25 protein-coding genes are annotated in these 25,541 nt (G+C 68.4%); 10 read left to right on the forward strand and 15 right to left on the reverse strand.

What is annotated here, in order from left to right:
* Nucleotides 1-104: 104 nt before the first annotated feature.
* Nucleotides 105-1,106 (reverse strand): hypothetical protein, encoded by a 1,002-nt coding sequence (locus ACLJRM_RS09130; RefSeq protein WP_410662754.1) that lies wholly within the window; start codon nt 1,104-1,106, stop codon nt 105-107.
* A gap of 277 nt (nt 1,107-1,383) precedes the next feature.
* Here ACLJRM_RS09130 and ACLJRM_RS09135 point away from each other — a divergent pair, with 277 nt between their 5' ends.
* The 3 genes from ACLJRM_RS09135 to ACLJRM_RS09145 are packed head-to-tail and all read left to right on the forward strand — an operon-like array spanning nt 1,384 to nt 4,399.
* Entirely contained in the window at nt 1,384-2,580 is a 1,197-nt protein-coding gene (locus ACLJRM_RS09135; RefSeq protein WP_101613625.1) for an AI-2E family transporter, read from the forward strand.
* Entirely contained in the window at nt 2,577-3,743 is a 1,167-nt protein-coding gene (gene macS, locus ACLJRM_RS09140) for a MacS family sensor histidine kinase (RefSeq protein WP_101611535.1), read from the forward strand. Before ACLJRM_RS09135 ends, macS begins: the two co-directional genes overlap by 4 nt.
* The gene (locus ACLJRM_RS09145) at nt 3,740-4,399 is read left to right on the forward strand and encodes a response regulator (RefSeq protein ID WP_101611536.1); all 660 of its coding nucleotides are present in this window, start codon (nt 3,740-3,742) and stop codon (nt 4,397-4,399) included. The genes macS and ACLJRM_RS09145 overlap by 4 nt, the downstream gene beginning before the upstream one ends.
* A 10-nt stretch (nt 4,400-4,409) precedes the next feature.
* Here ACLJRM_RS09145 and ACLJRM_RS09150 read toward each other — a convergent pair whose 3' ends face one another.
* Complete coding sequence (locus tag ACLJRM_RS09150; protein ID WP_410662755.1) at nt 4,410-5,336, reverse strand: hypothetical protein; 927 nt, start codon at nt 5,334-5,336, stop codon at nt 4,410-4,412.
* 189 nt (nt 5,337-5,525) lie between these two features.
* On the opposite strand from ACLJRM_RS09150, the gene ACLJRM_RS09155 reads away from it, so the two are divergent.
* Nucleotides 5,526-6,191: a DUF1707 domain-containing protein gene (locus ACLJRM_RS09155; protein WP_101611538.1), complete on the forward strand. Its 666-nt coding sequence runs from the start codon at nt 5,526-5,528 to the stop codon at nt 6,189-6,191.
* Here the strand turns inward: ACLJRM_RS09155 and ACLJRM_RS09160 are convergent.
* The 9 genes from ACLJRM_RS09160 to ACLJRM_RS09200 all read right to left on the reverse strand — a co-directional run bounded on the left by ACLJRM_RS09160 (nt 6,188) and on the right by ACLJRM_RS09200 (nt 15,704).
* On the reverse strand, nt 6,188-7,603 hold the full coding sequence (locus tag ACLJRM_RS09160; RefSeq protein ID WP_410662756.1) for an MFS transporter: 1,416 nt from the start codon (nt 7,601-7,603) through the stop codon (nt 6,188-6,190). The genes ACLJRM_RS09155 and ACLJRM_RS09160 overlap by 4 nt on opposite strands.
* Nucleotides 7,604-7,670: 67 nt before the next feature.
* Nucleotides 7,671-8,204 carry a cadmium resistance transporter gene (locus tag ACLJRM_RS09165; RefSeq protein ID WP_410662858.1) on the reverse strand — a complete coding sequence of 178 codons (534 nt, stop codon included), beginning with the start codon at nt 8,202-8,204 and terminating at the stop codon, nt 7,671-7,673.
* 48 nt (nt 8,205-8,252) lie between these two features.
* On the reverse strand, nt 8,253-9,887 hold the full coding sequence (gene ptsP / locus ACLJRM_RS09170; RefSeq protein ID WP_410662757.1) for a phosphoenolpyruvate--protein phosphotransferase: 1,635 nt from the start codon (nt 9,885-9,887) through the stop codon (nt 8,253-8,255).
* Nucleotides 9,888-9,955: 68 nt separating this feature from the next.
* Nucleotides 9,956-10,816, reverse strand: coding sequence for a ribokinase (locus ACLJRM_RS09175; RefSeq protein ID WP_101611540.1), 861 nt, complete (start codon nt 10,814-10,816; stop codon nt 9,956-9,958).
* Nucleotides 10,817-11,133: 317 nt separating this feature from the next.
* Complete coding sequence (locus ACLJRM_RS09180; RefSeq protein WP_410662758.1) at nt 11,134-12,282, reverse strand: hypothetical protein; 1,149 nt, start codon at nt 12,280-12,282, stop codon at nt 11,134-11,136.
* 26 nt (nt 12,283-12,308) lie between these two features.
* Nucleotides 12,309-13,556, reverse strand: coding sequence for a WXG100 family type VII secretion target (locus tag ACLJRM_RS09185; RefSeq protein WP_410662759.1), 1,248 nt, complete (start codon nt 13,554-13,556; stop codon nt 12,309-12,311).
* A gap of 3 nt (nt 13,557-13,559) precedes the next feature.
* Nucleotides 13,560-13,877, reverse strand: coding sequence for a hypothetical protein (locus ACLJRM_RS09190; protein ID WP_410662760.1), 318 nt, complete (start codon nt 13,875-13,877; stop codon nt 13,560-13,562).
* A 24-nt stretch (nt 13,878-13,901) separates the two neighbouring features.
* The gene (locus ACLJRM_RS09195; RefSeq protein WP_410662761.1) at nt 13,902-14,450 is read right to left on the reverse strand and encodes a YbaB/EbfC family nucleoid-associated protein; all 549 of its coding nucleotides are present in this window, start codon (nt 14,448-14,450) and stop codon (nt 13,902-13,904) included.
* Nucleotides 14,451-14,564: 114 nt separating this feature from the next.
* Nucleotides 14,565-15,704, reverse strand: a complete 1,140-nt coding sequence (locus ACLJRM_RS09200; RefSeq protein ID WP_410662762.1) for a DUF6346 domain-containing protein — start codon at nt 15,702-15,704, stop codon at nt 14,565-14,567.
* Nucleotides 15,705-15,802: 98 nt separating this feature from the next.
* On the opposite strand from ACLJRM_RS09200, the gene ACLJRM_RS09205 reads away from it, so the two are divergent.
* On the forward strand, nt 15,803-16,195 hold the full coding sequence (locus ACLJRM_RS09205) for a hypothetical protein (protein ID WP_410662763.1): 393 nt from the start codon (nt 15,803-15,805) through the stop codon (nt 16,193-16,195).
* Between the two features lie 17 nt (nt 16,196-16,212).
* The gene (locus ACLJRM_RS09210) at nt 16,213-16,929 is read left to right on the forward strand and encodes a TetR/AcrR family transcriptional regulator (RefSeq protein ID WP_101611545.1); all 717 of its coding nucleotides are present in this window, start codon (nt 16,213-16,215) and stop codon (nt 16,927-16,929) included.
* On the opposite strand, the gene ACLJRM_RS09215 is transcribed toward ACLJRM_RS09210, so the two are convergent.
* The 3 genes from ACLJRM_RS09215 to ACLJRM_RS09225 all read right to left on the reverse strand — a co-directional run bounded on the left by ACLJRM_RS09215 (nt 16,926) and on the right by ACLJRM_RS09225 (nt 21,943).
* Nucleotides 16,926-17,663, reverse strand: coding sequence for an SDR family oxidoreductase (locus tag ACLJRM_RS09215; protein WP_101611546.1), 738 nt, complete (start codon nt 17,661-17,663; stop codon nt 16,926-16,928). The two genes, ACLJRM_RS09210 and ACLJRM_RS09215, sit on opposite strands and share 4 nt — an antisense overlap.
* Nucleotides 17,664-17,770: 107 nt before the next feature.
* Nucleotides 17,771-20,626, reverse strand: coding sequence for a leucine--tRNA ligase (gene leuS / locus ACLJRM_RS09220; RefSeq protein WP_410662764.1), 2,856 nt, complete (start codon nt 20,624-20,626; stop codon nt 17,771-17,773).
* Nucleotides 20,627-20,791: 165 nt separating this feature from the next.
* Nucleotides 20,792-21,943 carry an esterase-like activity of phytase family protein gene (locus tag ACLJRM_RS09225; protein WP_410662765.1) on the reverse strand — a complete coding sequence of 384 codons (1,152 nt, stop codon included), beginning with the start codon at nt 21,941-21,943 and terminating at the stop codon, nt 20,792-20,794.
* A gap of 65 nt (nt 21,944-22,008) precedes the next feature.
* On the opposite strand from ACLJRM_RS09225, the gene ACLJRM_RS09230 reads away from it, so the two are divergent.
* Nucleotides 22,009-22,440 carry an SdpI family protein gene (locus ACLJRM_RS09230; protein WP_101611549.1) on the forward strand — a complete coding sequence of 144 codons (432 nt, stop codon included), beginning with the start codon at nt 22,009-22,011 and terminating at the stop codon, nt 22,438-22,440.
* Here the strand turns inward: ACLJRM_RS09230 and ACLJRM_RS09235 are convergent.
* On the reverse strand, nt 22,437-23,018 hold the full coding sequence (locus ACLJRM_RS09235; RefSeq protein WP_168214453.1) for a YqgE/AlgH family protein: 582 nt from the start codon (nt 23,016-23,018) through the stop codon (nt 22,437-22,439). The genes ACLJRM_RS09230 and ACLJRM_RS09235 overlap by 4 nt on opposite strands.
* Before the next feature lie 208 nt (nt 23,019-23,226).
* Between ACLJRM_RS09235 and ACLJRM_RS09240 the strand changes: the two genes are divergently transcribed.
* The 3 genes from ACLJRM_RS09240 (at nt 23,227) to ACLJRM_RS09250 (ending at nt 25,537) form a co-directional block, all read left to right on the forward strand.
* Nucleotides 23,227-24,504 (forward strand): MFS transporter, encoded by a 1,278-nt coding sequence (locus ACLJRM_RS09240; protein WP_410662766.1) that lies wholly within the window; start codon nt 23,227-23,229, stop codon nt 24,502-24,504.
* Nucleotides 24,505-24,590: 86 nt separating this feature from the next.
* Nucleotides 24,591-25,208: a YbaB/EbfC family nucleoid-associated protein gene (locus ACLJRM_RS09245; RefSeq protein WP_410601533.1), complete on the forward strand. Its 618-nt coding sequence runs from the start codon at nt 24,591-24,593 to the stop codon at nt 25,206-25,208.
* Nucleotides 25,208-25,537 carry a WXG100 family type VII secretion target gene (locus tag ACLJRM_RS09250; RefSeq protein ID WP_101611551.1) on the forward strand — a complete coding sequence of 110 codons (330 nt, stop codon included), beginning with the start codon at nt 25,208-25,210 and terminating at the stop codon, nt 25,535-25,537. Before ACLJRM_RS09245 ends, ACLJRM_RS09250 begins: the two co-directional genes overlap by 1 nt.
* The last annotated feature ends 4 nt before the right edge of the window (nt 25,538-25,541 follow it).

A 25,541-nucleotide genomic window follows, 5' to 3' on the forward strand; every position in this document is an offset into this window, starting at 1 on the left:
CAAAAAAGCGCACCGCCGTTTCGCGGGGGATCAGGAGCGGACGCGAAGCCAAGCCCGGAATCGGGAGGCGTGAGGCGCGTCGGCTACCCCGCGGAGGGAGGTGTTCAGTCGGGAGTGACGCCGGGCTGCGAGCCCGGGGTGAGCGGCATGTACCGCGTGCCTGCCAGCGAGTAGCCGGTCAGGGAACGCTCGACGGCGGTGACGAGCCAGGCGGGAACGCCGTGGGTCAGGCCGTCGAGGTGACCACCGGGAGCGTTGCCGCCACCGGGGACAGTCGGGATGGAAGGCGCGACGGGAAGCGGCGCCGGGGTGAGCGGACGCGGGTAATCGCCGCGGTGTCCGTCACGGAAAGGAGAGTCTTCGTCCTGGGCGGAGGCGTCGTGCTGCTGCACGACGGCCGGCATCGGGAGGAAGGTCTCGGAGGAAGCGGGGAACTGGGTCGTCGCCAGCTGCGCGAAGTCGGTGACCTGGTCGCCGGCGCCGATGGTGTCCAGCGGGGACTTCGGGTCGACCGGACCGCCACTGACCGGGAGGCCCGGGACGAGGTCGCCGTGCCCCTGCGGGTCGAGGAGGTCCCAGACCTTGCGGCCGAAGTCGGGCGACGGGGCGAACGTCTCGTCCAGCACCTGACGGGTGTCCTGCGGCTTGCGCACGATGTGCTCGACGGCGCCGAGGGTCCGCTTGACCGGGGTGACCACCGAGTTGTCGGCGAAGTCGGTGACCGCGTCGCTGACGCGGGTGGAGACCTCGTGCCGGTCGGCGCGGATGTCGCCGCAGTGGTGCTTCGACCCGTTCTTGCCCGGCATCGACCACGTGGTGGCTTGCTGCTGGTTGTCGCCGCACATCGCTCCGGCGACATCGCCGGAGAACTTGCCCGCGCCGTGTGAAACGTCGTTGAGCCCGGCCACGGTGGCATCGGTGACCGGGGTGACGCTCGTTTCGGGAGCGGAGACCACCGGGGCGATGTCGGCCGAAGCGGAAGCACCGGACACGGCCCACGCGGCGGCGGAACCGGCGACGGCGCCGCCGAGAACGAACAGCGCACGCGAAGCGAGACGGCCGAAGCGCGCCGCGCCCCGCCCCTCGTTCTTCGCCGCGTTCGTCACTCGGTCTCCTGCCGTGTCGGTATGCCGTCGGTGGTTGCGGAACCGAGGTAAGCAAAGGGCGGAAGGACAAAGCGAGCCAGGAGCACCTTGATCGCACGATCGTGTGAAGAACACACGGTGTAGCTCGATATCACGATAAGTGATCAAGGCTGGCGGGGCCGGGTTACTCCGGAGTCGATGGACCGGCGGTGTGTCAAGCGTCGCTTCGGGGGAATTCGACCCGTGCGCGTCGCCCGGAATGTTCAAGAACGCCGTCCCGGACCGATACGGTGAGCCAGTGAGCGAGCCCCAGCGCAAACAGCCGGAATCCGACCCGGCGAACCCGTTTCTCTCCGAGTCCACCGAAGACGTCACCAACGTGGTGCCCCGCGGCCTGCGGATCGGCGCGGCGCTGTCGTGGCGCTTCATCGTGGTGATCGCCGCGCTCTACGTCATCGTGTTCCTCATCGGCTACCTGTCGGTGGTCGTCATCCCGCTCTCGATCGCGCTGCTGCTGGCCGCGCTGCTCGCGCCCGCGGTCTCCAAGCTGCAGGCGCTGAAGTTCCCGCGCGGGCTGGCGGCCGGGATCGTGCTGATCGCCGGGCTCGCGGTCCTCGGCGGGCTGCTGACGTTCGTCGTCGCGCAGTTCTCCTCCGGCCTGCCGGAACTGCAGAAGCAGCTGACGGAGAGCCTCAACCAGATCAAGACCTGGCTCATCGACGGACCGCTGCACCTGCGCCAGGAGCAGATCCAGGAGTTCATCAACCAGGCGATCGGCTTCCTGCAGAACAACCAGGCGTCGATCACCACCACCGCGCTCACCACGGCGGGCACGGTCGGCGAGATCGTCACCGGCTTCATCCTGACGCTGTTCATCCTCATCTTCTTCCTCTCCGGCGGCGACCAGATCTGGAAGTTCCTCGTCCTCGGCGTGCCCGGCCGGGTGCGCAACCGGGTCGACGTCGCCGGGCGGCGCGGGTTCGCCTCGCTGGTCAGCTACGTGCGCGCGACGGCGGCGGTGGCCGTCGTCGACGCGGTCGGCATCGGCGTCGGGCTGGCGATCGTCGGTGTCCCGCTGGTGATCCCGCTGGCGACGCTGGTCTTCCTCGGCGCCTTCATCCCGATCATCGGCGCCGTGATCGCGGGCGCGGTCGCGGTGCTGATCGCGCTGGTGACGAAGGGTGTCGTCGGCGCGCTGATCGTGCTGGCCATCGTCATCGGCGTCATGCAGCTGGAGAGCCACGTGCTGCAGCCGATCCTGCTCGGCCGCGCGGTCAAGCTGCATCCGCTCGCCGTGGTGCTCGCGATCACCGCGGGCCTCGTGACCGCCGGGATCGCCGGGGCGCTGCTGTCGGTGCCGCTGCTCGCGGTGCTCAACGCCGGCATCCGGTCGCTGCTGCACGAACGGGATCCCGATCCGGACGAGGTCGACGTCCTGCGGGATCAGGCGGCGCAGCCGAACGACAACGAGGAAGCGGCCAAAACGGAGTCATGACGAACACCCCGCTCTGGCGAGCCGTCTCGGCGCTGGGCACGCGGGACCCCGTGACGCCGCTGTGGCGCGGGGTGATCGTGCTTCGCGTGACGACGCTGCTCTTCGCACTCGGCTCGTTCATCGTCCACTACGACGGCTACGCGAAGCAGTGGCTCGCGTGGGCCGCGTTCGGCGTGATGACGGCGTGGACGGTGCTCAGCAGCCTGTTCTACGCACGGCCGTCGACACGCTGGCCGTGGCTGGTCGTCGTCGATCTCGCGCTGACGGTCGTCCTCATGTTCACGTCGGCGTGGGTCCTGTCCACCGCGCAGTTCGACGCCAACACCCCGCTCCTCACGACGGTGTGGGCGGCGGTCCCGCCCGCGGCCGCCGGGACGCGCTTCGGCGCGCTCGGCGGGGTGCTCGCCGGGCTGGTGGTCTCGGTGGTCACCGGGCTGGTGCGCTGGCGGTTCGACGTCGACGTCGCGCGGGACGGCTTCCTGCTGACCGCGAGCGGGTTCGTGATCGGGCTGGCCGCGACCATGGCGCGCCGGTCCGCGGACGCGCTGACCAGGGCGTTGCGCATGGAGGCCGCGACGGCCGAACGGGAGCGGCTCGCCCGCTCGATCCACGACAGCGTCCTGCAGGTGCTCGCGCGGGTGCGCAAACGCGGCGCCGAATTCGGCGGGGAGGCCGCCGAGCTGGCGAAACTGGCCGGTGAACAGGAGATCGCGCTGCGGGCGCTGGTCACCACCGAGCCGACGCGGCCGAGCGCGAACGGGACGACCGACCTCCGTGCCGCGCTGCAGCTGCTCGCGACACCGTCGGTGCAGGTCTCGACGCCCGCCGGCGAGGTCCGGCTGCCCGAACACATGACCGCGGAGCTGGTGGCGGTGGCCCGCGAAGCGCTGCTGAACGTCGAAAAGCACGCTGGTGGAGAAGCGCATGCCTGGGTGCTGCTGGAGGACCTCGGCACCGAGGTCGTGGTCAGCGTCCGCGACGACGGCCCCGGAATCGCGCCCGGGGTGATGGAACGAGCGGCGGCCGAGGGACATCTAGGTATCGCGGAGTCCATCAAGGGGCGCGTGCGGGATCTGGGCGGGAGCGCCGCCCTGGACACCGCGCCGGGCCAGGGCACGGAATGGGAAGTCAAGGTTCCAGTGGCGGCGAGGGGAAAGCGATGACCGACGCGCCTCAGATCTCGGTGATGGTGGTCGACGACCACCCGATGTGGCGGGACGGGGTCGCGCGCGACCTGGCCGAGCACGGTTTCGACGTACGGGCCACCGCGCCGGACGCGCCCGCCGCGGTGCGGATCGCGCGCACGGTCCAGCCGGACGTCGTGCTGATGGACCTCAACCTCGGCGAGACGTCGGGCGTGGACGCGACCCGGGAGATCACCGCGGAGCTGCCGTCGACCAAGGTCCTGGTGCTGTCCGCGAGCGGCGAGCACAGCGACGTCCTCGAGGCGGTCAAGGCCGGGGCGTCCGGGTACCTGGTCAAATCGGCTTCGGCGAGCGAACTGGTGGACGCGGTCAAGCGGACGGCGGCGGGGGACCCGGTGTTCACCGCCGGACTCGCCGGTCTCGTACTCGGCGAATACCGGCGGATGGCCGACGCCCCGGACGACGGGCCCGCCCCGCCGCGGCTGACCGAACGCGAGACCGACGTCCTGCGCCTGGTCGCGAAGGGGATGACGGCGCGGCAGATCGCCGAGAAGCTCGTGCTGTCGCATCGGACGGTGGAGAACCACGTCCAGTCGACGCTGCGGAAACTCCAGCTGCACAACCGCGTCGAGCTCGCCCGGTACGCCATCGAGCACGGGCTCGACGGGGAGTAGCCCCGGTAGCTCAGCCCTGGGCGACGGTCACCACGGACCGGTTCCGTTCGGCGGGCAAAGGTGTCTTGACGACCGTCCACCCCGGCCGGTCGAGACGCCAGCTCGCGACGACGTCGGTGGCGATCACCAGGGTGTCGTCCTCGGACCATTCGATCGCGACCTGCTTGAGCGGGGTCGCGATCGGCATCGAGGGCGCGTGGGTCCAGGTCAGCGTGTCGAGGGCGAGCACCCAGACGTCGGCGGTCTGCGTACTCGTCGCGGCCCAGGCTGGGTCGCCGAACAGCACGGCGACCTTGTAGCCGTCGCGGCTCGGGATCACCTGGCCCGGCGTGCCGTTGGGCACCGGGCGTTCGACCGGGACGCGCTGATCGTTGCGCAGGTCGAGGACGGAGAACCTGGTCAGCTCGGCGAGCAGCAGCCGGTCCTTGGTGATCGCCAGTATCCGCGGGAACTGGTGCACGGCGCGGCCGGTGGCGGGATCGATCAGCACGTCCTCGGCGGTGGCCGTCCCGCTGTTCACCGTGATCAGCAGGCCCTTCGGCACCTCTTGGCGCACCGCCGTCGTGCAGCTCGCCGGGCGGCCGCGATCGCGTTCGGCGCCGAGCAGGGAGACGTACTGGAGGCGGCAGAGGTCGTTGCCGTCGTCGCGGATCAGCCAGACGCCGGAATCGTCGGCGGACGGGGCCACGCTCCTGGCCTTGCCCAGCTTCCACGGCTGGTTCTCGGGATTCCCGTAGACGAGCACTTCGGACGGCTCCAGGCACGACGGCCCGCAGCGGGCGGCCGACAGCACGACCGGGAACTTGCCGACCCGCAGGACGTCGTTGACCCGGTCCCCGGCCGGAACGCCGGGCAACGGCGTCGTGGCGCCGGTGGCGGGATCGAGGATCGACGGCGGCGAGGTTGCCATGATGAGCCGGAAACCGCTGTAGTCCACCGGTTCGCCTGCGATTTTCGAAGGTGGCGGGAGTGTCGACCTGGGCGCAGGTGCGGGTTGTGGCGTGGCGCCGGTGCATCCGGCCAGGAAGAGGACAGCGGCCACCAGGGCGGTACAGGGGTGAAATGCGGGTCTGTTCAGGGTATTTCCCCGATCTCGCGCGTGAGATCCGGTTCTACCATTCCAGGCATGGGCGAGGAAGAGCAGCCGACGACCGAAACCAAGCCGTTGACCGGACGGGATATCCGGGTCTCCGACGCGGAGCGCGAGCACGTCGTCGTGGTGCTGCAGAAGGCGATCGGCCTCGGGATGCTGAATCTCGACGAGTTCACCGAGCGGACCGACCGCGCCCTCGCCTCGAAGACCCGCGGTGAGCTGAACGCGGTGCTCACGGATCTGCCGGGCCTGGTGCATCCCGAAGCGGGAGTGGTGCCGCGTCAGCAGCAGAACCCGTGGGCGCCGCCGCCGGGGCAGCACGCCTACGCGCAGCCGTCCGGGCAGGTCATGGAGCTCAACGGCAAGTACTCGGCGTTGCAGCGCGACGGGAACTGGCTGGTCCCGGAGTCGATGGTGATCCGGAACAAGTACGGCGCCACGAAACTGGACTTCTCCCAGGCCGAGATCCCGCATCCGGTGGTGCACATCGAACTGCAGGCCAAATGGGGTCCGGTGGAGATCACCATTCCCGAAGACGGCGCCGTCGACACCAACTCGATCTCCGACATCAAGTTCGGCAACCTCGACGACCGGACCCGGTCGAACGGCCGCCCCGGCACGCCCCGGTTCGTCATCACCGGGCGCGTGCACGGGGGATCGCTGATCATCAAGTACCCGCGTCGGGGCTTCTTCGGCTAGGCACCCACCGGCCGCACGTGCCGGAGGTGCCGGAGCACGAAGTAGGCGACGGCGGCCAGCACGAGCGCGGCCAGCCCGGACACCGCGTGCATCCCGCTGGCGAAGGCGTCGTGCGCGGGCACGGCGTCGGCGAGCTTGGCCTGGGTGACGGCGTTGCCCAGCGTTCCGACGGTCGCGATGCCCAGCGCGTAGCCGAACTCGTTGCCGGTCTGCGACAACGAAGCCGCCGAACCCGCCTTCTCCGGCGGAACCGAGCCGACGACCAGATCAGTGCCGAGGGTGACCAGCGGCCCGCCGCACAGGCAGGTGATGGCGAACGCGATCGACGGGATCACCGGACCGGCGCCCGCCTCGACCTGTGTCAGCAGCAGGAAACCGGCGATCGCCCCGGCCAGGCCGCCCGAAATCAGGGTGGCGGGCCGGAAACGGCGAGCGAGGATCGGCGCGCCCAGGAAGCTGACGGTCGACGCGAGCATGCCCGGCAGCAACGCCAGCGCGGCGCCGACCGGTGAAAGTCCCACCACGACCTGGAAGAACTGCGCGACGAAGAGCATCGTCGTCCCGCCCAGCATGGTGAACGCGCACATCCCGCCGATCGCCGTCGTGAACGCGCGGCTGCGGAACAGCTTCAGGTCGATCAGCGGGTCTTGGAGGATTCGCTGGCGCCGCACGAACACCACGCCGAAGCCGAGGCCGAGCAGGAGCGCGGCCGCCGGGACCACGTGCACGCCGTCGCGGGCGAGTTCCTTCACGCCGTAGACCGCGGGCAGGATCGTGACCAGCGAAAGCGCGACACTCGCCGGATCGAGACGGCCGGCGTTCTCGTTGCGGTACTCGGGCAGGAACTTCGGTCCGACGACGAGCAGCAGGACCATCGCGGGAACGCCGAGCAGGAACACCGAACCCCACCAGAAGTGCTCCAGAAGCACGCCGCCGACCATCGGGCCGACGATCGCGCCGACAGTGAAGCACCCCGCCCAGATGCCGATCGCGAGGGAGCGCTGGCGGCTGTCGAGGAACAGGTTGCTGATCAGGGCGAGCGTCGACGGCGCCAGCGTCGCCCCGGCGATACCGAGGATCGCGCGAGCGGCGATGAGCATCAGCGCGCTGGTCGAGAACGCCGCCAGCACGGAAGCCAGTCCGAACGCCGTGGCCCCGATGAGCAGCAGTTTCCGGCGTCCGACGCGATCGCCGAGGGTGCCCATGGTGACCATGAACCCGGCGATCATGAAGCCGTAGACGTCCATGATCCACAGCTGCTGGGTGCTGTCGGCGCCGAGGCTCTGGCTGAGTTTCGGCAGCGCGAGGATCAGCACGAACACGTCGAGGGAGACCAGGAAGGTGGGGAGGGCCAGTACGGCCAGCCCGACCCACTCCCGGCGGCCCGCCCGCGGGGTCTCGGTGGTCGTCATGGTCCGGTCCTTTCGTCGCACTCGGTGTCTTCACCAGTGCGTCGAAGCGGTGGACCGGATTTCGACATCAGGCATGCAGAAGGATCAGCAGGCCGATGCCGATGAGGACGACCGGAAGCAGCAAGTGACCCCATCGCGCCAGGGCGCGGGCGATCACCGGGCGGGTCGCGAAGTACCTGCCCGCCGCGCACCAGACCGCGACGAGCGCCAGGAACACGGCGGCGTACACGATCAGCCCGCCGGTGCCGGTGTTGGCGAACACGGGAACGTAGACGCCGATGTTGTCGCCGCCGTTGGCGAAGGTCACCCCCGCCACGGCGAGAACTCCGGGACCGACGTCGGGCTCGTCGCCTTCGCCGTCCTTACGCCAGACGTGCCACGCCGCGCGGAGACCGAGCAGGAGCGGCACCAGTCCGAGCCAGGGCAAAACGGCTTCCGGCAACAGGCCTGCGCCGAGCGCCCCGACGATCGAAACGGCGAGGATCCCGGCGAACCCGAGGTACTGCCCGGCCACCACCCTCGCCGCGTCCGCACGTCCCTTCGCACGGCCGAAGAAGAGCGCGAGCAGGACGATGTCGTCGATGTTGGTCACCACGAACATCGCCGCGGCCTGACCGAAGATCACCACCAGGGAAGCAAGGGACCTTTGCTATCGCTTGGCTGCGGCTGCCCTCGCCTCGACGGGGTCCGCCGTGGCCAGCGCGGCCGCGGCGAGTTCCTCGCATTCGGCCAGCGTCGTGGCGGCCAGGCTCGCGCCCACCGCGCGCACGGCGGGCGCGTTCATCGAGAGGCTGGTCAGGCCGAGCCCGGCCAGCACCAGCGCGAGCCTCGGGTCGGCGGCGGCCTCGCCGCAGACCCCGGCGGGCTTGCCGGTGTCCTTGGCGGCCTGGCCGATGACCTTGAGCAGGCGCAGCAGCCCGGGCTGCCACGGGTCGTTGAGCTTGGCGACCGCGCCGAGCTGGCGATCCGCGGCGAAGGTGTACTGCGCGAGGTCGTTGGTGCCGACGGAGACGAAGTCGACCGCGTCGAGGATCTCGCGGGCGGTCAGCGCGGCGGCCGGGATCTCGATCATCACACCCGCGCGGGCGATACCGGCGGCACGGGCCCGCTCGGCGAACCACGCGGCCTCGGCGGCGGTGGCGACCATCGGCGCCATCACCGACACCTCGGCACCGGAATCCTGCGCGGCACCCGCGATGGCCTCGAGCTGACGGTCGAGGATCTCGGGCCGGTCGAAGGCGACGCGAAGCCCGCGTACGCCGAGAGCCGGGTTGGGCTCGGCCTCGGGCTCCAGGAAGGCGAGAGGCTTGTCGGCACCCGCGTCGAGGGTGCGGACGATGACCGGCTTGCCGCGGAACGGCGAGAGCACGGCGGTGTAGGCCTTGCGCTGTTCCTCGACGCTCGGCTCGGCGGAAGCGTCGAGGTAGCAGAACTCGGTGCGGAAGAGACCGACACCTTCGGCTCCGGCCTCGGCCGCGGCCTGGGCGTCGGTGGCGGAACCGACGTTGCCGAGCACCTTCACCCGATGGCCGTCGGCGGTCGCGCCGGTGCCGTCCCACTCGATCGCGCCGGTCTTGGCAGCCGTGACGATCTCGGCGCCGGGGTCGGCGACCTCGACCACACCGGTGTCACCGTCCACCGCAAGCGCTTGCGCGTCGAGCGCGAGAAGCCCGCGGACCGCGACGACGGCCGGAATGCCGAGCGCGCGCGCGAGGATCGCGGTGTGACTGGTGGGGCCACCTTCTTCGGTGACGAGCGCGAGCACCTTGTCCGGGTCGAGCCCGGCGGTGTCGGCGGGCGCGAGGTCGCGCGCGACGAGCACGCTCGGCGAATCCAAGTCGGGAACGCCCGGAGGCGCGATGCCGAGCAGTTCGGCGACAAGCCTGTCGCGCACGTCCAGGACGTCGCGGGCTCGCTCGGCCATGTAGCCGCCCGCTGCGGCGAGCGCGTCGGCGAACTTCCCCGCCGCCTGGTAGACCGCACGCGGGGCAGGCAGGTTCTGAGTCTTGACCAGCTGCTCCGCCGAAGAGACGAGCGCCGGGTCGGCCGCCATGGCCGCGGTCGTGATGAGAATCGTCGCGGCCTCGCCGGTCGCGGTCTCGGCCTGCTTCTCGAGCCGGGCCGCCACGATCTGCGCGGCCGGGGCGATCCGGGCGGCCTCGGCGGCGGGATCGGCCGGTGCCGGTTTACTCGCGGGCTCGCCGAGGGGTTCGGCGACTCGGACGACAGGACCGCTCGCGCGGCCGGGACTGACGGCGACCCCGGTCAATGACTCAGACGGCATGGTCTAGACCATATCTCATAGGGGGCGTGACCTGGCTCATAGGCAACAGCACAACACAGAAAAACACATCATTCCAGTTCGGATGCCGTCGGATACGAAGGCTGCGCGCCCTGGCGGGTCACGGTGATCGCCGCCACCTTCACCGCCCGGCGCGCCGCGTCGGCCAGCTCCTCACCCTTCGCGAGCGCCGTGGCGAGCGCGCCCGCGAAAGCGTCACCCGCGCCCGTGGTGTCGACGGCCTCGACCTTCGGCGACGAAACCTCGGTGACCCCGTCCGCGGTCACCACCGCCGCCCCCTTCGCGCCGAGTGTCACGACGGCGGCCTTCGGACCGAGGTCGAGCAGCCGGGGAAAGTCAGCCTCGCCACCGAGGAGGAACGCCGCCTCGTGCTCATTGACCAAAAGGACGTCGAGACGCTGGAGCGTCTTCGCGGAGAGTTCGGCCGCCGGCGACAGGTTCAGAAGCGTCCGCACTCCGGCCTCAGCCGCCTTCGCCACGGCGTGCTCGACGGTTTCGAGTGGAATCTCCAGCGACAGCACCACGATCTCGGCGCCGTCGAGATCGACGTCCTCGGGCCGCAAACCGGAGTTGGCGCCGGGCGAGACGAGAATCGAGTTCTCGCCGTCGGGCGTGACCGTGATGTACGCGATCCCGGTAGGACGTTCGCTGGTGCGCACCGAGGCCGTGTTCACCCCGGACTCGGCCAGCGAGCGCTTGAGCAGCTCGCCGTACGGGTCGTCGCCGACCGCCCCGAGCAGCGCGACGTCGGCCCCGAGCCGCGCTGCCGCGACCGCGGTGTTGGCGCCTTTGCCACCCGGCGACAAGGTCGTGTCGCCACCGAGTACGGTTTCGCCACCACCGGGTCGCCGGTCGACCGGGACCACGAGATCGGCATTGGCGGACCCGATGACCAGCACCTGAGAAGTCATGGAGGGAACCTTGCCATGACCAGTGGTTGTCCGGTCATGACCCTTCTCCCGGCGAAGATGTGAAGAACTTTGTAACTTTCCTGGTGCGTAGTGCGACAATCAGGCGAGCAGCGGAACGCCGTCACTCTTTCGGGGGATAACCTTCCTCCGGGCGTCACTTCGGCGATCACGCCCGCTCTTGAGATGCGTTGCCGCGTTCACGCGGTGACGTTGCCCCGATCCCGGCGAAAGCCGGGACCAGGGCATCGGGTCGCCGGCGTCGATCACGTAGCCCCCCGAGTGATCGGCGCCGGCGGCGCCCCGTTTCGACGGGCGCCTCAGCCCGCTACGGCCGTTTCCCGGAACTCCACTTCTCGCGCTGTCCGCATGGCGACCTCGAACTCACGCCGGGCGTTGGCCGTGAACGGCTCCGCCAACCGGTACCAACCACCCTCGAGGACGTCGGACTCTTCGTCGTACCGGTCACGTCTGGTCAGGCTCGCCAGGTGCGGATGACGGATCCGGAATGCCTCCGAGGCGGGAAGAAATTCCAAATACCTGCGTTGGTCGTCGATACCCCATCGCACGGCATCGATCTCATGCCACCACACACCCACGACAGAGCCGTAGGTCCGCAGGAAAAATCCGCGCGGCCCGAGCTCGAGTACTGCCTTCCGTTCCTTCTTGTGCGTCTCGCTCTCGAACCCATCAACCACCAACGTCACCACGAAGAGAGCGAAGAGGATCACGAACGCGCCAACCCGCACGACTGTGACATCGGTGGCGGCTGCGACCACTAGACAGCACACCTCGATCATCAACGAACAGAGGTTGAAGGCCTTCAGCTTCCGCTTGTCCCAGCCATTGACGTGAATCTTCACCACGTCGTCCTCGACGACCAGTTCCTCGTCTCGTGCCGCGTCGACGATGGGTTCGTCAGGCCTTACCGCCACGGCGCTGTTGTCGTCCTCGATCTCGACCTCGACATGGCGCACCAGCACAGGGAGCAACTCCTCGGCCTCACGCGGACTGAGGTCGACGTCTGAGACCTGGAGGTCGCCATCCGGCTCTCGGGTGAAACCTGTCGATCGAGCGTCGAAATCCGGGCCAGGTCGAAGAACGAGCGTGAACTGATCTGTTCCTGGTCTGCGATGCGTGTACTCGCGGAACTTGAGACTCAGGAACGCCTTCTCGATGTCTCCCCACGGGGCAGTCCAGCTGACCAGTCCATTGGCGATCCGGGTGATGCCGTTCGCTTCGATGACCAGCTCATCAGCAGGGGGTGGCGTCCGGTAGTTGCGGAACTCGATGCTGCCGCAGTAGATGAAGACGGCACAGAGAACACCACCGACTATGCGCACCGCCAGCTGATAGTCGCTGAACACCGCGAACGCCATGACAACGGTCAGCGTGCCGAAGAGAACTACGAGCACCAGATGACCGAAGACCTCCGGCGTTCGCGAGATCACCAACCGCTCGTCGGTCACTTGCCGTTCCTTCCGGTTTCCGAAGATCACAACGAGCCGGAAATTCGGTTTCTTCCGGGCTGGTCGAAAATCGGCGACTCATCATCGGCGCCCTCAGCCGCAACCTTCCCGTCAACGGGCCCCGATGCGCTCTGCGGAGCTCCGCCGGCGCTGTAGGGCCCGACGAATCCTGCGGGAGGCTGAGCTTTTTGGCTCGGAGGCTCTTCATCAGAACCACCGATCACACCATCGGCCATCTTCCCGTAGAATTTCCGCTTCTCCTTTACCAGGTTTTCTTGGAAGTCCTTGCCGTATTCGTCCTTGATCCTGTCGACGACGTTGTCCTTCACCTGAGATAAATTCTCGGCGAGACCCTTTTTCTTTGCGGTGTCTTCGAGCGCAAAGATGTGCTTGCGAGACTCTGGGAGGTCAGCTCGCGCCTCAGCGACCTTGGTGGCAAAGGTCTTGCTCTCCCCGGCGGCATCGGCTGCCTTCTTCCCGCCACCGGTGAACTTCTTCAATGCCTTCGGAGTCAGGGCGTCCTTGATCTTGTCGAAGCCATCCGTGAGACGTTTGAAGAGGCCCTTCGCCTTGTCGAACGCCTTGGTCAGCTTTTTGATCCAACCGACGCACCTGTTCGCGTAGCTGATGGCCTTCGGTGTCCCCTCGGCGGCGATACCGGCGGGCATCGCCGGCCCGGGGTAACGCATCGCGATGCTCACGAGCTTCCCGAGACACTCAGAAATCAAGTCGCGGACGATGGTTCGCACGACCGCGAGAATCATCTTGCAGACGCTGACCAGTGTCCCGATGGAATTCGCACCCGAGGCGATACCCGCGTACAGATTGGCTCGATTTTTGGCGAAGGCCCGATAGGCGTCCGCAGCTTCACCGGTCCAATTCGCGCTCTCGCGGTCGACAGCCTTACCCAGGTCTTCGCTGACGGACTCGAGTTCTTTGCCGATGTTCTCCCAGGTCCCGATCATGTTGTCCAAGGCGACCTGATCACCGACCAGCCAGTCGAGCGGCTCACGGAGGAACGGGACGTGCTCGATGATCCAACCGAACGCCGACGCCGCCAGAGTCCCGATGGGATCGGCGACGAGATCGGCCAGGCCCATCGCCCCGTTGGCGAGGTTCGCCAACCCTTCCGCCCAGTCACCACTCGCGATCTTGGCACCGGTGTCCCAGAAGTCCTGGAGGATTCCCGCGCCTTCGAGCGAGCTCTCGTCCTGCGCGGCGTCTGTCTTGATCAGCGGGTTCGGGCCCGGAGCCGCGACGGGGGTTTCTGCCATCGGTCAGTCCTCCACCTTGAAGAGGCTCTTGAACTCGTCCTCCTGCATTTGCTTCCTCTGTTGCCAGGTATGCACACGATCGGCATGGTCGGCGGAAGCTTCGACGGCCGACTCGATCGCGCTCCGCGCCAGGCTCTGGACGGTGGCGCAGATCGCGGCGAGCGGGATTCCGACCAGGCCGAAGGCTTCATCACCCATGGCCGCGTCCGCGGCGGACCCGGTCATCGCGACTCGTTGTCCCAGGTAATCGATCGTGTTGCGATGTGTGGCGAGTTCGGCGGGATTGACCCTGAAGCCTTCACCGCCTTGTGGCTGATTCACAGTTCCCCTCCCTCAAGTACCCGCTCAGCGCAGGAAGTCGCCGCCGGTGAAGTAGTCGTCCTCGTGATCCGTCTGCTGCCGCCGCGCGGCACGAGGCGGCGCAGGCGAAGCGGGCGGCACGGGCGGCTTAGGAGCAGGCGGGGGCGGAGGAGCGTCGAGTTCGTCTTCGGCGACGAAGCGGTCGTCCTCGTCCACCGTCCGGTGGCCGCCCTCGACGTAGCCCGTCGGCTCGGGTTCCGGGTACTCGTTGTGCAGCTGGTTGACCAGCTCGTTCATGGTCTCGCTGCCCGCGATGGACGGGACGCCGGTCTGCATCGCGTCCGCCAGTTTGCTCTGCGCGCTTTGGACGACACGGAGGATCTCCTGCGCGAGCGCGGGGTTGTCCCGGACCGACGGACCGATTTCCAGGCCCACCAGGTTTCCCGCGTGGTTGACCTTGACGGAGATCTGGCCGTCCTTGCTGCGTTCCGACACCGAGACGCTTTCGATCTCGGTGCGCATCTGATTCGCTTTCCGCTGGGCGTCGGCCAGCTTGGCCTCGAAATCAGCGAAGAGCTGCTCAGGGTTCGACACGCGAACCTCCCCTGTTCACGTCGTAGCCATTCGGCGACCGAGTGTGGCATATGGGTCCGGCGGCCGGGGAGCTTTCACACGGATCGGCGACCGTTCGTGCGGACCGCCACAGTGTCACGACACCTGGGCCGAATACTCGGAGAACCGTTCCGGAAAGACCGTGGTCATGGCCGTGCGCAGCTTGTCGGCCGCCGCGTCGGAGAGTGCTTCGGGAATGCGATGGGCACCTCGGGCGGGCGGAAGACTCCGCTGTCCCAGTTCGGCGCCGAGTTCCCACAGGCTCTGCAGGTCGGGACGGCGGTCAGGGTCGATCGGATAGATGTCGACGACGCGGAGGATCAGATCACCGTCGGTCAGGGTGACCAGCCTGACTTCGGCGATGTCGTTCCAGCTGAGCATGAAGCCGAGCTTGTCCCGGCGCTGCCAGCCGATTCCGTTGGTCCTCGACACGGTGAGCTCCGTCCGGTGAGACACCCTGCCGAGCCAGCGGGGAGTGGCTCCCATCACCCAGAGCGGCGCGAGCGACCCGACCAACGCGAAGGCCCTGGTGGCGTTTTGCGGATCTCCGCTCGGCAGCACGAACGAGGCGGCGCCGGAGACGGCGGCCAGCGTCCAGATCGCCCCGGTCACTCGCCAGAATTTCGCACTCGACCAGTCGTTCGGCAAGATGACGTGGTCTCCGGACCGAGAAGCACCGGGGGTCCCGAGCGGGCGAACGCAGACAGCCGGGGCGATGACTGCATCGGGATCGCGGGGCTTCAAAGGTCGGCGAAAACGGCGCTGCCTCGCTTGGTGGGCCCATAGCCCTGCGCCCACGACAGCTGCCACGATCGGCGCGAAAGCCCACCACGGCACTTGCCGTTCCACGTCTCGCCGGTACTTCCCCTTGGAGCCGATCACCTTGACCGGTTTCCCGATGTCGGCCGGAGTGAGTTCGTTAAGTCCGAAGCGGACGGTCTTCAGCTCGTCGTATTTCCCGCTCACGTTGGTATCGACCTCGGCGGTGCACATCCAGTAGTAGCCGAGTCCGCCTCGGCTGATCGGGCCGACTTCGTCGCACGACATCGCATACGCCAGCGCTCGGGCGGGGCCGGGCCGTTCGGGGCCGAGTCTGCTGGTGCCTTGGGCGACTGCGGTCCACGCACCCAGGAACACCAGCACGACGATCACGGCGAGGCCGGCGATCCTGAGCGGAGACGGTTTGCGAACCGCGGGAACCCCTTCGTAGCCGGTCGACGGCGTCACGGTGGTCACGGGCACGAGAGTCTGACAGCCGCTCTCCGGTTTTCCCTACCCGGGGTCGGCGGCCAGCCCGGTGTTCGCCCAGGTCAGCGGCTCATAACGTGCTGAACATGACGATTTCGGACTGGAAACGCGCGATCTACGCGCTTCTCGCACTGCCGGGTTACCTCGGCGGCGCGAAGGTTCAGCGTGGGCTCGCGCGGCGCTGGCTCGGGGAGCACGGCGGGGGACGGCCGCGGTTCGTGGCGGCCTTCGGTCCGAGCGCGGTCGCGTTCCTGCTCGCGTTGCTGCTCTTCTATCTCGCCGGGCGCATCGCGACCTACGGTCTCTTCTGGTCGGGGAGCGACCCCGAGGGCACGTGGGGTGGCCCGACGCTGGTGGGGGCGTGGATCGTGCACTTCTTCGTCGCGCTAGGGATGGCCGTACCGATTTTCCTGGCGCTCCGGCCACTCACCCGGCTCCAGGCTCGCCTTCTGGGCTCATCCCCGGTAATGGGGCACTGACCACCTAGAATGCCCGGATGAACAACCCCAGCCGCAGGGGTCGCGAGCGGGCTGCGACCGATCAGGACATCCGCCGGACGGCGCGGGCGCTCCTGGTCGAGCAGGGCCCGGAGGCCGTGACGCTGCGGGCGATCGCCCGCGAGCTCGGCATCACGGCGCCGGCGTTGTACCGCTACTACGGCTCACGCGACGATCTGGTCGAGCATCTTCGCGCGGACGTGGTCGCGGATCTCGCGGCCGGTCTCGCCGAGGACATCGCGCAGTTGCCGGACGAGGGCGCTCTTCAGCTTTTCGCCATCTGCAAGGGCTTCCGGCGCTGGGCGCTCGCGCACACCAAGGAGTTCACGCTGGTCTTCGCGTCGCCGTCGTCGGACGCGGGGAACAGGCTGGACGAGCCGTTCGGGCGGATCTTCCTCGCCGCGGCGGGGCGGGTGCTCGCGATGCACGATCTGGTGACGCCGTCGAACGACGTGGTCCCCGCCGAGCTGCGCGACGATCTCACGGCGTTCCAAGCGGAATTGCTGGCCGTGCTCAAGGAGTCCGGTGCGGAGTTCCCGCTCGAGAAGCTCGACCTCGGCGTGACGTACCTGATGATCCAGTTCTGGGCCCGGCTCTACGGCCACGTCACGCTCGAGGTCTTCGGCAATTATCCGATCCCGTTCTCGAAACCGGACGTCCTCTTCGACGCGATGCTCGCCGATCTCGCGCGGGAGATCGGCCTGACCGCCGACTAAGCCGCGTGCCCGCCGTCGACCGAGACGGTCGTGGCTGTCACGTACTTGCTTTCGGCCCGTGCCAGGAACGACACCGACGCCGCCACCTCGGACGGCGAGCCGTAACGGTCGAACACCGTCAGGCTCCGCTGGTCGGCGGCGTACGGGCCGTCGGCCGGGTTCATGTCGGTGTCGGTCGGGCCGGGGTGGACGATGTTCACGGTGATCCCGCGCGGCCCCAGTTCCCTGGCGAGGCCCTTGGTCAGGCCGAGCAGCGCGGTCTTGCTCACCGCGTACAACGACATCCCGGGGCCGGGCACGCGGTCCGACACACAGCTGCCGATGGTGATCACGCGTCCGCCGTCGCCGAGATGCCGCGCCGCGGCCTGCGTGGCCACGTAGACGCCGCGGACGTTGATCGCGAGCACGCGGTCGATGTCCTCCAGGCTCGTCTGGTCGAGCGGGCCGACGAAGCCGATACCCGCGTTGTTGACCAGCACGTCGAGCCTGCCGAACTCGGCGACCGTCGTCTCGACCGCGGCCGCCACGGCCGCGGCGTCGGCACTGTCGGCCTGGATCGCCAGCGCTCGACGACCGAGCGCCTTGATCTTGTCGACGACGCCCGCCGCGAGTTCGGCGTTGTGCTGATAGGTCAGCGCGACGTCGGCGCCGTCCTCGGCGAGCCGGATCGCCGTGGCGGCACCGATCCCTCGGCTGCCGCCGGTCACCATTGCCACCTTGCCGTCGAGGGTCATGCGGTGTTCTCCGTTCGATTTCGTTGTCCTTGAACAACTCCATCGAATCGCCTCATGACCCTCGACGCTGGCGCAAATCGGTCTAGGTGTCACAGCGGCCGTCGCGGCTACAGGACGATGTTGACCAAACGTCCCGGCACCACGATCACCTTGCGCGGCGTGCCGTCGCCGACCAGCGCGGCGACCTTCTCGTCGGCCAGCGCGGCCGCCTGCACGACGTCCTTGCCCGCGTCGGCGGGCACGGTGACACGCGAGCGCACCTTGCCGTTGACCTGGATCGGGTATTCCACGGAGTCCTCGACCAGGTACTTCTCGTCGACGACCGGGAACGGCCCGTGCACCAGGGAATCCGCGTGGCCCAGGCGCTTCCACAGCTCCTCGGTCAGGTGCGGGGCCAGCGGCGCCAGCATCAGCACCAGCGACTCCACCAGTTCACGCGGCGTCGCCTCGGCCGAGCCGTAGGTCTTGGTGACGTAGTTGTTCAGCTCGATCAGCTTCGCGCCCGCCGTGTTGAACCGCAGTTCCGCGTAGTCCTCGCGGACCCCGGCGATCGCCTTGTGCAGCTGCTTGCGGTCGGCGTCCGTCGCGTCCACAGTGGACACACGCAGCTCGCCGGACTCCTCGTCGACGACCAAGCGCCACAGGCGCTGCAAGAATCGCTGCGCGCCGACGACGTCCTTGGTCGCCCACGGCCGCGAAACGTCCAGCGGGCCCATCGACATCTCGTAGAAGCGGAAAGTGTCGGCGCCGTAGGACGCGCACATTTCGTCCGGGGTGACGACGTTGCGCTGCGTCTTCCCCATCTTCCCGTACTCCTGCTTGACCTCTTCGTCCTGGTAGAAGAACTTTCCGTCCTTCTCCACGACGTCTTCGGCCGGAACGTAGAACCCGCGGGAGTCGGTGTACGCGTACGCCTGGACGTAACCCTGGTTGAACAGCTTCCGGTACGGCTCCTTGGACGACACATGGCCCAGGTCGAACAGAACCTTGTGCCAGAACCGCGAATACAGCAAGTGCAGCACCGCGTGCTCGACACCGCCGACGTACAGGTCCGTGCCGCCCGGGTCTTCGACGCCGTGCTCGGCGGGACGCGGGCCGACCCAGTATTCCTCGTTCTCCGGCGCGACGAGCGCTTCGGAGTTGGTCGGGTCCAGGTACCGCAGCTGATACCAGCAGGAACCCGCCCAGTTCGGCATCGTGTTGATGTCGCGGCGATAGGTCTTCTTGCCGTTACCCAGGTCCAGCTCGACCTCGACCCACTCGGTGGCGCGCGCCAGCGGCGAGGACGGCGTGCTGTCCTTGTCCTCCGGCTCGAAGGTCACCGGCGAGTAGTCGGCGACGTCGGGCAGTTCGAGCGGCAGCATGCTGTCCGGCAGCGCGTGGACCTGGCCGTCTTCGTCGTAGACCACCGGGAACGGCTCACCCCAGTAGCGCTGACGCGAGAACAGCCAGTCACGCAGTTTGTACTGGACGGTGCCGCGGCCGTGGCCGTGCTCCTCCAGCCAGCCGATCATCGTCTTCTTGGCCTCATCGACGGCCATTCCGTCCAAGAAGCCTGAGTTGATCGCGGGCCCGTCGCCGGTGAACGCCTTGCCCTCGAAGCCTTCCGTCGGCTCGACGGTACGGATGATCTCCAGGCCGAACTTCTCGGCGAATTCCCAGTCGCGGGTGTCCTGGCCGGGGACGGCCATGATCGCGCCGGTGCCGTAGCCCATCAGGACGTAGTCGGCGACGAAGACCGGGACCTCCCTGCCGTCGGCAGGGTTCACCGCGTAGGAGCCGGTGAAGACGCCGGTCTTCTCCTTGTTCTCCTGACGGTCCAATTCGGACTTCCGTGCCGCGACGTCGCGGTACGCGGCGATCGCGTCGGCGGGAGTCGCGGCATCGCCGGTCCACCTGGCGTCGACACCTTCGGGCCATGTCGCCGCGATCAGCTTCTCGACCAGCGGGTTCTCGGGCGCCACGACCACATAGGTCGCCCCGAACAGCGTGTCCGGGCGGGTGGTGAAGACCTCGATCTCCTGCTCACCCGCCTTGAACTTCACCTGTGCGCCGTGCGAGCGGCCGATCCAGTTGCGCTGCATGGACTTGACCTTTTCCGGCCAGTCCAGCAGGTCCAGGTCGTCGACAAGGCGGTCGGCGTAGGAGGTGATGCGCATCATCCACTGCCGCAGATTGCGCCGGAACACCGGGAAGTTGCCGCGTTCACTGCGTCCGTCGGAGGTGACCTCTTCGTTCGACAGCACCGTGCCAAGGCCAGGGCACCAGTTGACCGGTGCCTCGGAGATGTAGACCAGGCGGTGCGAGTCGATGATCTCCAGCTGCTCGGCGCGGGTCAGCTCACACCAGTTGCGGCCGTCCGGCGTGCGGCGTTTGTCCTGCGCGTATTCGGTCTCCAGCTCGACGATGGGCCGGGCCTTGCCCGCCTCGACGTCGTAATAGGAGTTGAAGATCTGCAGGAAGATCCACTGGGTCCAGCGGTAGTACTCCGGATCGGTGGTGCGGATCCGGCGCCGGTCGTCGTGGCCGAGGCCCAGGCTGCGCAGCTGGCGCAGGTACGTCGTGATGTTCTCGTCGGTGGTCTTGGCCGGATGCTGCCCGGTGCGCACCGCGTACTGCTCGGCCGGCAGGCCGAAGGCGTCGAAGCCCATCGTGTGCAGCACGTTGCGGCCGATCATGCGGTGGTACCGCGCGAAGACGTCGGTCGCGATGAAGCCCAGCGGGTGCCCGACGTGCAGACCGGCGCCCGAGGGGTAAGGGAACATGTCCTGGACGAACAGCTTGTCCGAGGGGACCTCGCCGCTCTCGTCGGCGAGCGGGCCGACCGGGTTCGGCGCGTGGTAGGTGCCGTGGTCGGACCAGTAGTCCTGCCAGCGCTGCTCGATCTGGCCCGCCAGCTCCGCGGTGTAGCGGTGCTGAGGGGCCGCGTCGGCGCCGCTGGGCGCTTCGCTCGCCTGGTTCATCGATCCTCCGTGCTCATCCACGTCAAGCCACTCCAGAAACAACTCGACCCCTCAGCCCGGAGGGCATGAGGGGTCGCCGCGCTGGTCCCGGCCGTTCGGCCGAGGTCAGCGCGGCAGGCTAAGGAGCAGCCGAGCCGTGTTCATGAAGCCAGTTTAACCCGCTGGTCAAAGCCGTTCCGAGGGGACCGCCAGAGCGATGAACTGGGTCACCTGCGTCGCGGAGAAGTTGTTGTCGCTGACGAGCACGAGACTGCGCTCACCATTCGGCAGACGCGGGCCCCAGGTCATCCCCTCGACGTTGTCCACAGTGGACAACTTGAAGTCCGCGAGGTCCGCGAGCAGGCGCTTCTTGACCGGTTTGACGTTTTTGGCGTCGCCGAGCGAAGGCGTCTTCGCGATGTTCGTGGCGCCCTTGGTGTCGATCTCGTAGATCCGGATCTTGTTGCCGACGCCGGTGACGAACGCGCGCTCCATCACCAGGAAGCGCGTCGGATCGGCCTGGTCGACGGCCAGCAGTGACGAGACGCCGGTCGTCGCGAACGCTCCGGGCGGGTTCGGTGACGCGAAGACCTTGTCCTGCGGGTACGCGAACTGCGCGAGCACCGGCCCGAACCGCGACTGCAGCGTGATGCGCGAGAGGGCGCCCGACGTGGTGGTCGGTTCAGGACCGTCCTGCAGCAGCGGACCCTCCACCGAGCTGGCGACGAGCGAGCCGAAACCGGCGAAGGTGAGGCCTTCGAGGACGAGGTTCTGCCGCGGCCCCGCCGTCTCGGTCATCTTCTCGTTGGCGGGGATCGGCAGGTCACGGACGTAGGAGCCGTCGCGCTTCGCCTCGCGGATCGACGGGTCGATGCGCGCCGCGGCCGACCGCTCGCCCTCCTGCGACCAGAGATAGTGACCGGTCCAGGGGTCGACACGCAGCTCTTCGGGGTCGATGGTCTGCATGTTCGGCGGCTGCGCCGGGTCGTTCTTCGCGAGCGGCGGGTACGTCGTGCCGTCGGGCCGCAGGAGCGGCTTGGTGCCGGTGAAGGTGACCGGGCCGAGTCCCTTGGCGTCGAGGGAGAACTTCGCCGTGTAGAACCGGGCGGGGTTGACGGCGGACCGGTCGTCGCAGATCAGCGCGTACTCGCCGGTGCGGTGGTCGTAGTCGATGCTGGACAGTCCTCCGACGACGGTGCCCTGGTAGAGCAGCGAATTCGGGACGATCTGTTCACCGATCAACCGCAACGGACGGTGTTCGGCTTGGGCGGCGGGTGCCGCCATCAGGGTGAGGGGAACGGCCCCGATCAGGGCTGCGGCTAGGACTCGGCGTGACATGGCCTGTAGCACAGTCGATCAGGGTATCCGGCAGGTTGCCGGAACGTCACGCTTATCCTCGTGGAGTGTTCGTCATAGCGCTGGTCCCGATCGTGCTGGGTGTCCTCGTCGGCTGGGGTGGGTTCCTCGGCCTGCGCGAGAAGCTGCCGCGTGACCGCGGCGCCGGCGTGCGGACGGCCGCCACGATGCGCAGCGAAGAAGCCTTCCGCCTCGGCAACAAGGTCGCCGGGCTCCCGACGCTGGCCGGTGGCGTGATCGCCGTGCTCGCCGGAGTCGCCGCGCTGGTCATGCCGACGACGTTCGGGCTGCTGCTCGCCTCGTTCGTCGGCGTCGTCGGGATGATCGCGCTGGTGGTGACCGGGGGAGCGCTCGGCAACCGCGCCGCGACGACGGTGCCCGCGCCCGAACCCGCCGCGCCGGAAGCTCCCGCAGGCTGCAGCGGCTGCGCCTGCGGAACCTGCGGTGTCTTCAAGAAGGCCGACACCGCCACCGCCTAATTGCGCTGGAGGTCGCCCGGGTGGGTGGCCAGCAGTGCCAGCGGAATGCCCTGACGGCGCAGCACCTGACCCCAGAGGTCGTGACTCGGCGACGCCAGGACGTCGCTGGGCAGCGCCGGGACGATCAGCCAGTCGTCGCGTTCGATCTCGTTCGCCAGCTGGCCCGAGTCCCAGCCCGCGTATCCGGCGAAGACGCGCACGCCGCGGACCTTCGGGACCAGGATCTCGGGATCGGTGTCGAGGTCGACCAGCGCGACCGGGCCGCGTACGGCGATCACGCCGGGCACGCTGGACGCCGTCTCGCCCGTCCGCAGGGCGGCCAGGCACAACGCGGTCTTCTTCTCCACCGGACCGCCGACGAACACCGACTGCGGTTCGGCGACGTGCCCGCCCCAGTTGGGCAGCACGTCGTACACCGGAACGTCACTCGGCCGGTTGAGCACGACGCCGAGCGTTCCCTCGTCCCGGTGATCGATGACGAACACGACGGTTCGCCGGAAGTTGGGATCGAACATCGTGGGGGCGGCGACCAGGAGCGTTCCCGGTTCGACCTCGGCGTCCGCTGGCACGTCCGCCATGATCCCACTTCGAGCACAGGCAAATCGTCCGGCCAGGGAACAACAGCATCACGAGCACCGTTGGACACTCCAGGTCGGTGCGCTTTCCGTGTCCCCCGGGCTCACTGAAGAACCGCCTTTGTGGAATACCGTCCGGCTGGAGCCACACTGCGCATAGCCGCCGAGAGGCGACCTCAAAGCGCACCGACCCCCAACTACGCTTCCGCGTGTGACGACCACCGCCACGGCGCCCACCAGGGCGTTCGTTCGCGATCGAGACTTCCGCCGCCTCCTGTTCACGCGCTTCTCCGCGCGCTGGGGCAACGGGATGTACCAGGCCGGACTGGCCGGAGCCGTCCTCTTCAACCCCGAACGCGCCGCCGACGCGCTCGCCATGGCGGGCGGGTTCGCGGCACTGCTGCTGCCGTACTCGGTCGTCGGACCGTTCGCGGGGGCCCTGCTCGACCGCTGGGACCGCCGGAAGGTCCTGATCTTCGCGAGCCTCCTCCGGTCCTTCACCATCCTCGCGACTGCCGTCGCCGTCGGCACGGGAGCGGCCGGCATCGGGCTGTTCTCCCTGGCCTTGGCGTCCGAAGGCATCTCGCGGTTCATCGGTTCCGGGTTGTCCGCGTCGCTTCCGCACGTCGTCGAAGAGAAGTCCGTGGTCGCCGCGAACGCCTTCGCCGCGACGTGGGGTTCGGTGCTCGCGGTCGTCGGCGGCGGCTGCGCGATCGGCCTCCGGGGGCTGACCGGTGCCGACGATGCCGGTTCCGCCTGGGTCACCGCCGTCGCCGCGCTCGGCGGGATCGGCGCCGCCGTCCTCGCCTCGGGGTTCACACGCGGCCTGCTCGGGCCGTCGACGGTGGACGAACCGTCGAACCCGGCCCTCGCCGTCGCCCGCGGTCTGTCCGACGGCGCGAAGGCGGCTTGGCGCACGCCCAGTGTCATGGCCGGGTTCGTCGCGCTGTTCGCCCATCGCGCGTCGTTCGGGATCTCGCTGCTGGTGACCGTGCTGTTGATGCGCAACCACTTCACCGACGCCGGGATCTTCCGCGCCGGGATGGCGGGGCTGGGCCAGATGGCGGCGTTCGCCGGGGCGGGGATCCTGGTCGCCGGGCTGCTGACCGCCCGGCTGATCCGGCGGTTCGGCAGGCTCCGTGCCGTGGTGGGCGCGCTGGTGCTGGCGGCGATCGCGCAGTCCGCGCTCGGCCTGCCGATGGTGGTCCCGGCCGCGTTGCTCGCGGCGTTCCTGGTGACCGGCGCCGGACAGGTGCTGAAGCTCTGTGTCGATTCGTCGGTCCAAATCGACGTCGCCGACGAGGCCAGAGGACGGGTCTTCGCCCTCTACGACACGCTTTTCAACATCACCCAGGTGGCCGCGGTCTCGCTGGCCGCGGCGGTGATCCCTGACGACGGCCGTTCACCGGGACTGCTGATCGCGGCCACCGTCCTCTACCTGGCGGGAGCCGGCGGTTACCTTCTCGCGGTGCGAAAACGCCAGATCTAGCGATACCGCTCCGCCGTTGGCATTAGGGTGACGCTTACCGACACCGGGTGGCGTAGGCCCGGGATCAAGTACTTGCGGGGGCTCAAGTGACGACGGCCGGCGACGACAGCGCACGCCTCGAAGCGCGCAATGCCGCCATGAAGGACCAGGTCGACACGCTGCTCGAACAGTTCGAGCGCCAGACGGCCCAGCTCCGGGACGCGCAGGAAGCCGCCTCGCAGACGTCCGCGACGGTGGTCTCGCAGGACGGTCTCGTCCGCGCCACCATCGACGCGACGGGCACGCTCGCCAAACTCGAGATCCAGCCGAACGCCTTCGAGCGCACCAATCCCGCGCAGCTGGCCAACACCGTGCTGACCCTGGTGCGCCAGGGATCACTGCAGGTCAAGCAGCAGGTCGCCGAGCTGATGGCACCGATCACCGAAGGCCTGCCGGACCTCTCGGACCTCATCGAAGGCGCTCCTTCACTGCAAGGGCTGATGCCGGCCATCCCGGACTTCCTCGCGGAAGAGGAAGAGCCGAAAGCGCCCGCGAAGTCCGAAGACTTCGAGGACCCGCTGCTGCGCAAGGACGACGCCCCGCCGCCTCCGCCGCCGGTCCCGCCCGCACCGCCGGCACCGAAACCGATTCCGAAGCGCGTGCGTCAGAACCAGGACGATGACGAGGAAGAGCCGCCTTCGAGCTGGCTGACCAGGGGAGTCTGATGCCGAACGGTGGGGGCGGTGGCGGGTTCACCGCGGATCCGGACGCGGTGAAGACGGCCGCGGCCAAGCTGGGGATCGCCGCGGACCAGTTGGACGACGCGGGCAAGGAACTGATGGCCGCGATCAACTCGCTCGGCCAGTGCTGGGGGAACGACGACGCGGGCAAGGAGTTCGCGAAGGACTACGAGCCGGGCGCGCAGGGTTCGTCCGAGGGGTTCGCGAACATCGTCGAGGCGCTGCGGGGCATGCAGCACAACGTCGAACGGTCGATGACCGCGTTCACGAACGCCGAGGAAGAGATCAAGACGACGCTGGACAAGAAGGTCTAGCGCC

Source organism: Amycolatopsis sp. lyj-84, from assembly GCF_046549075.1.
GTDB lineage: Bacteria > Actinomycetota > Actinomycetes > Mycobacteriales > Pseudonocardiaceae > Amycolatopsis.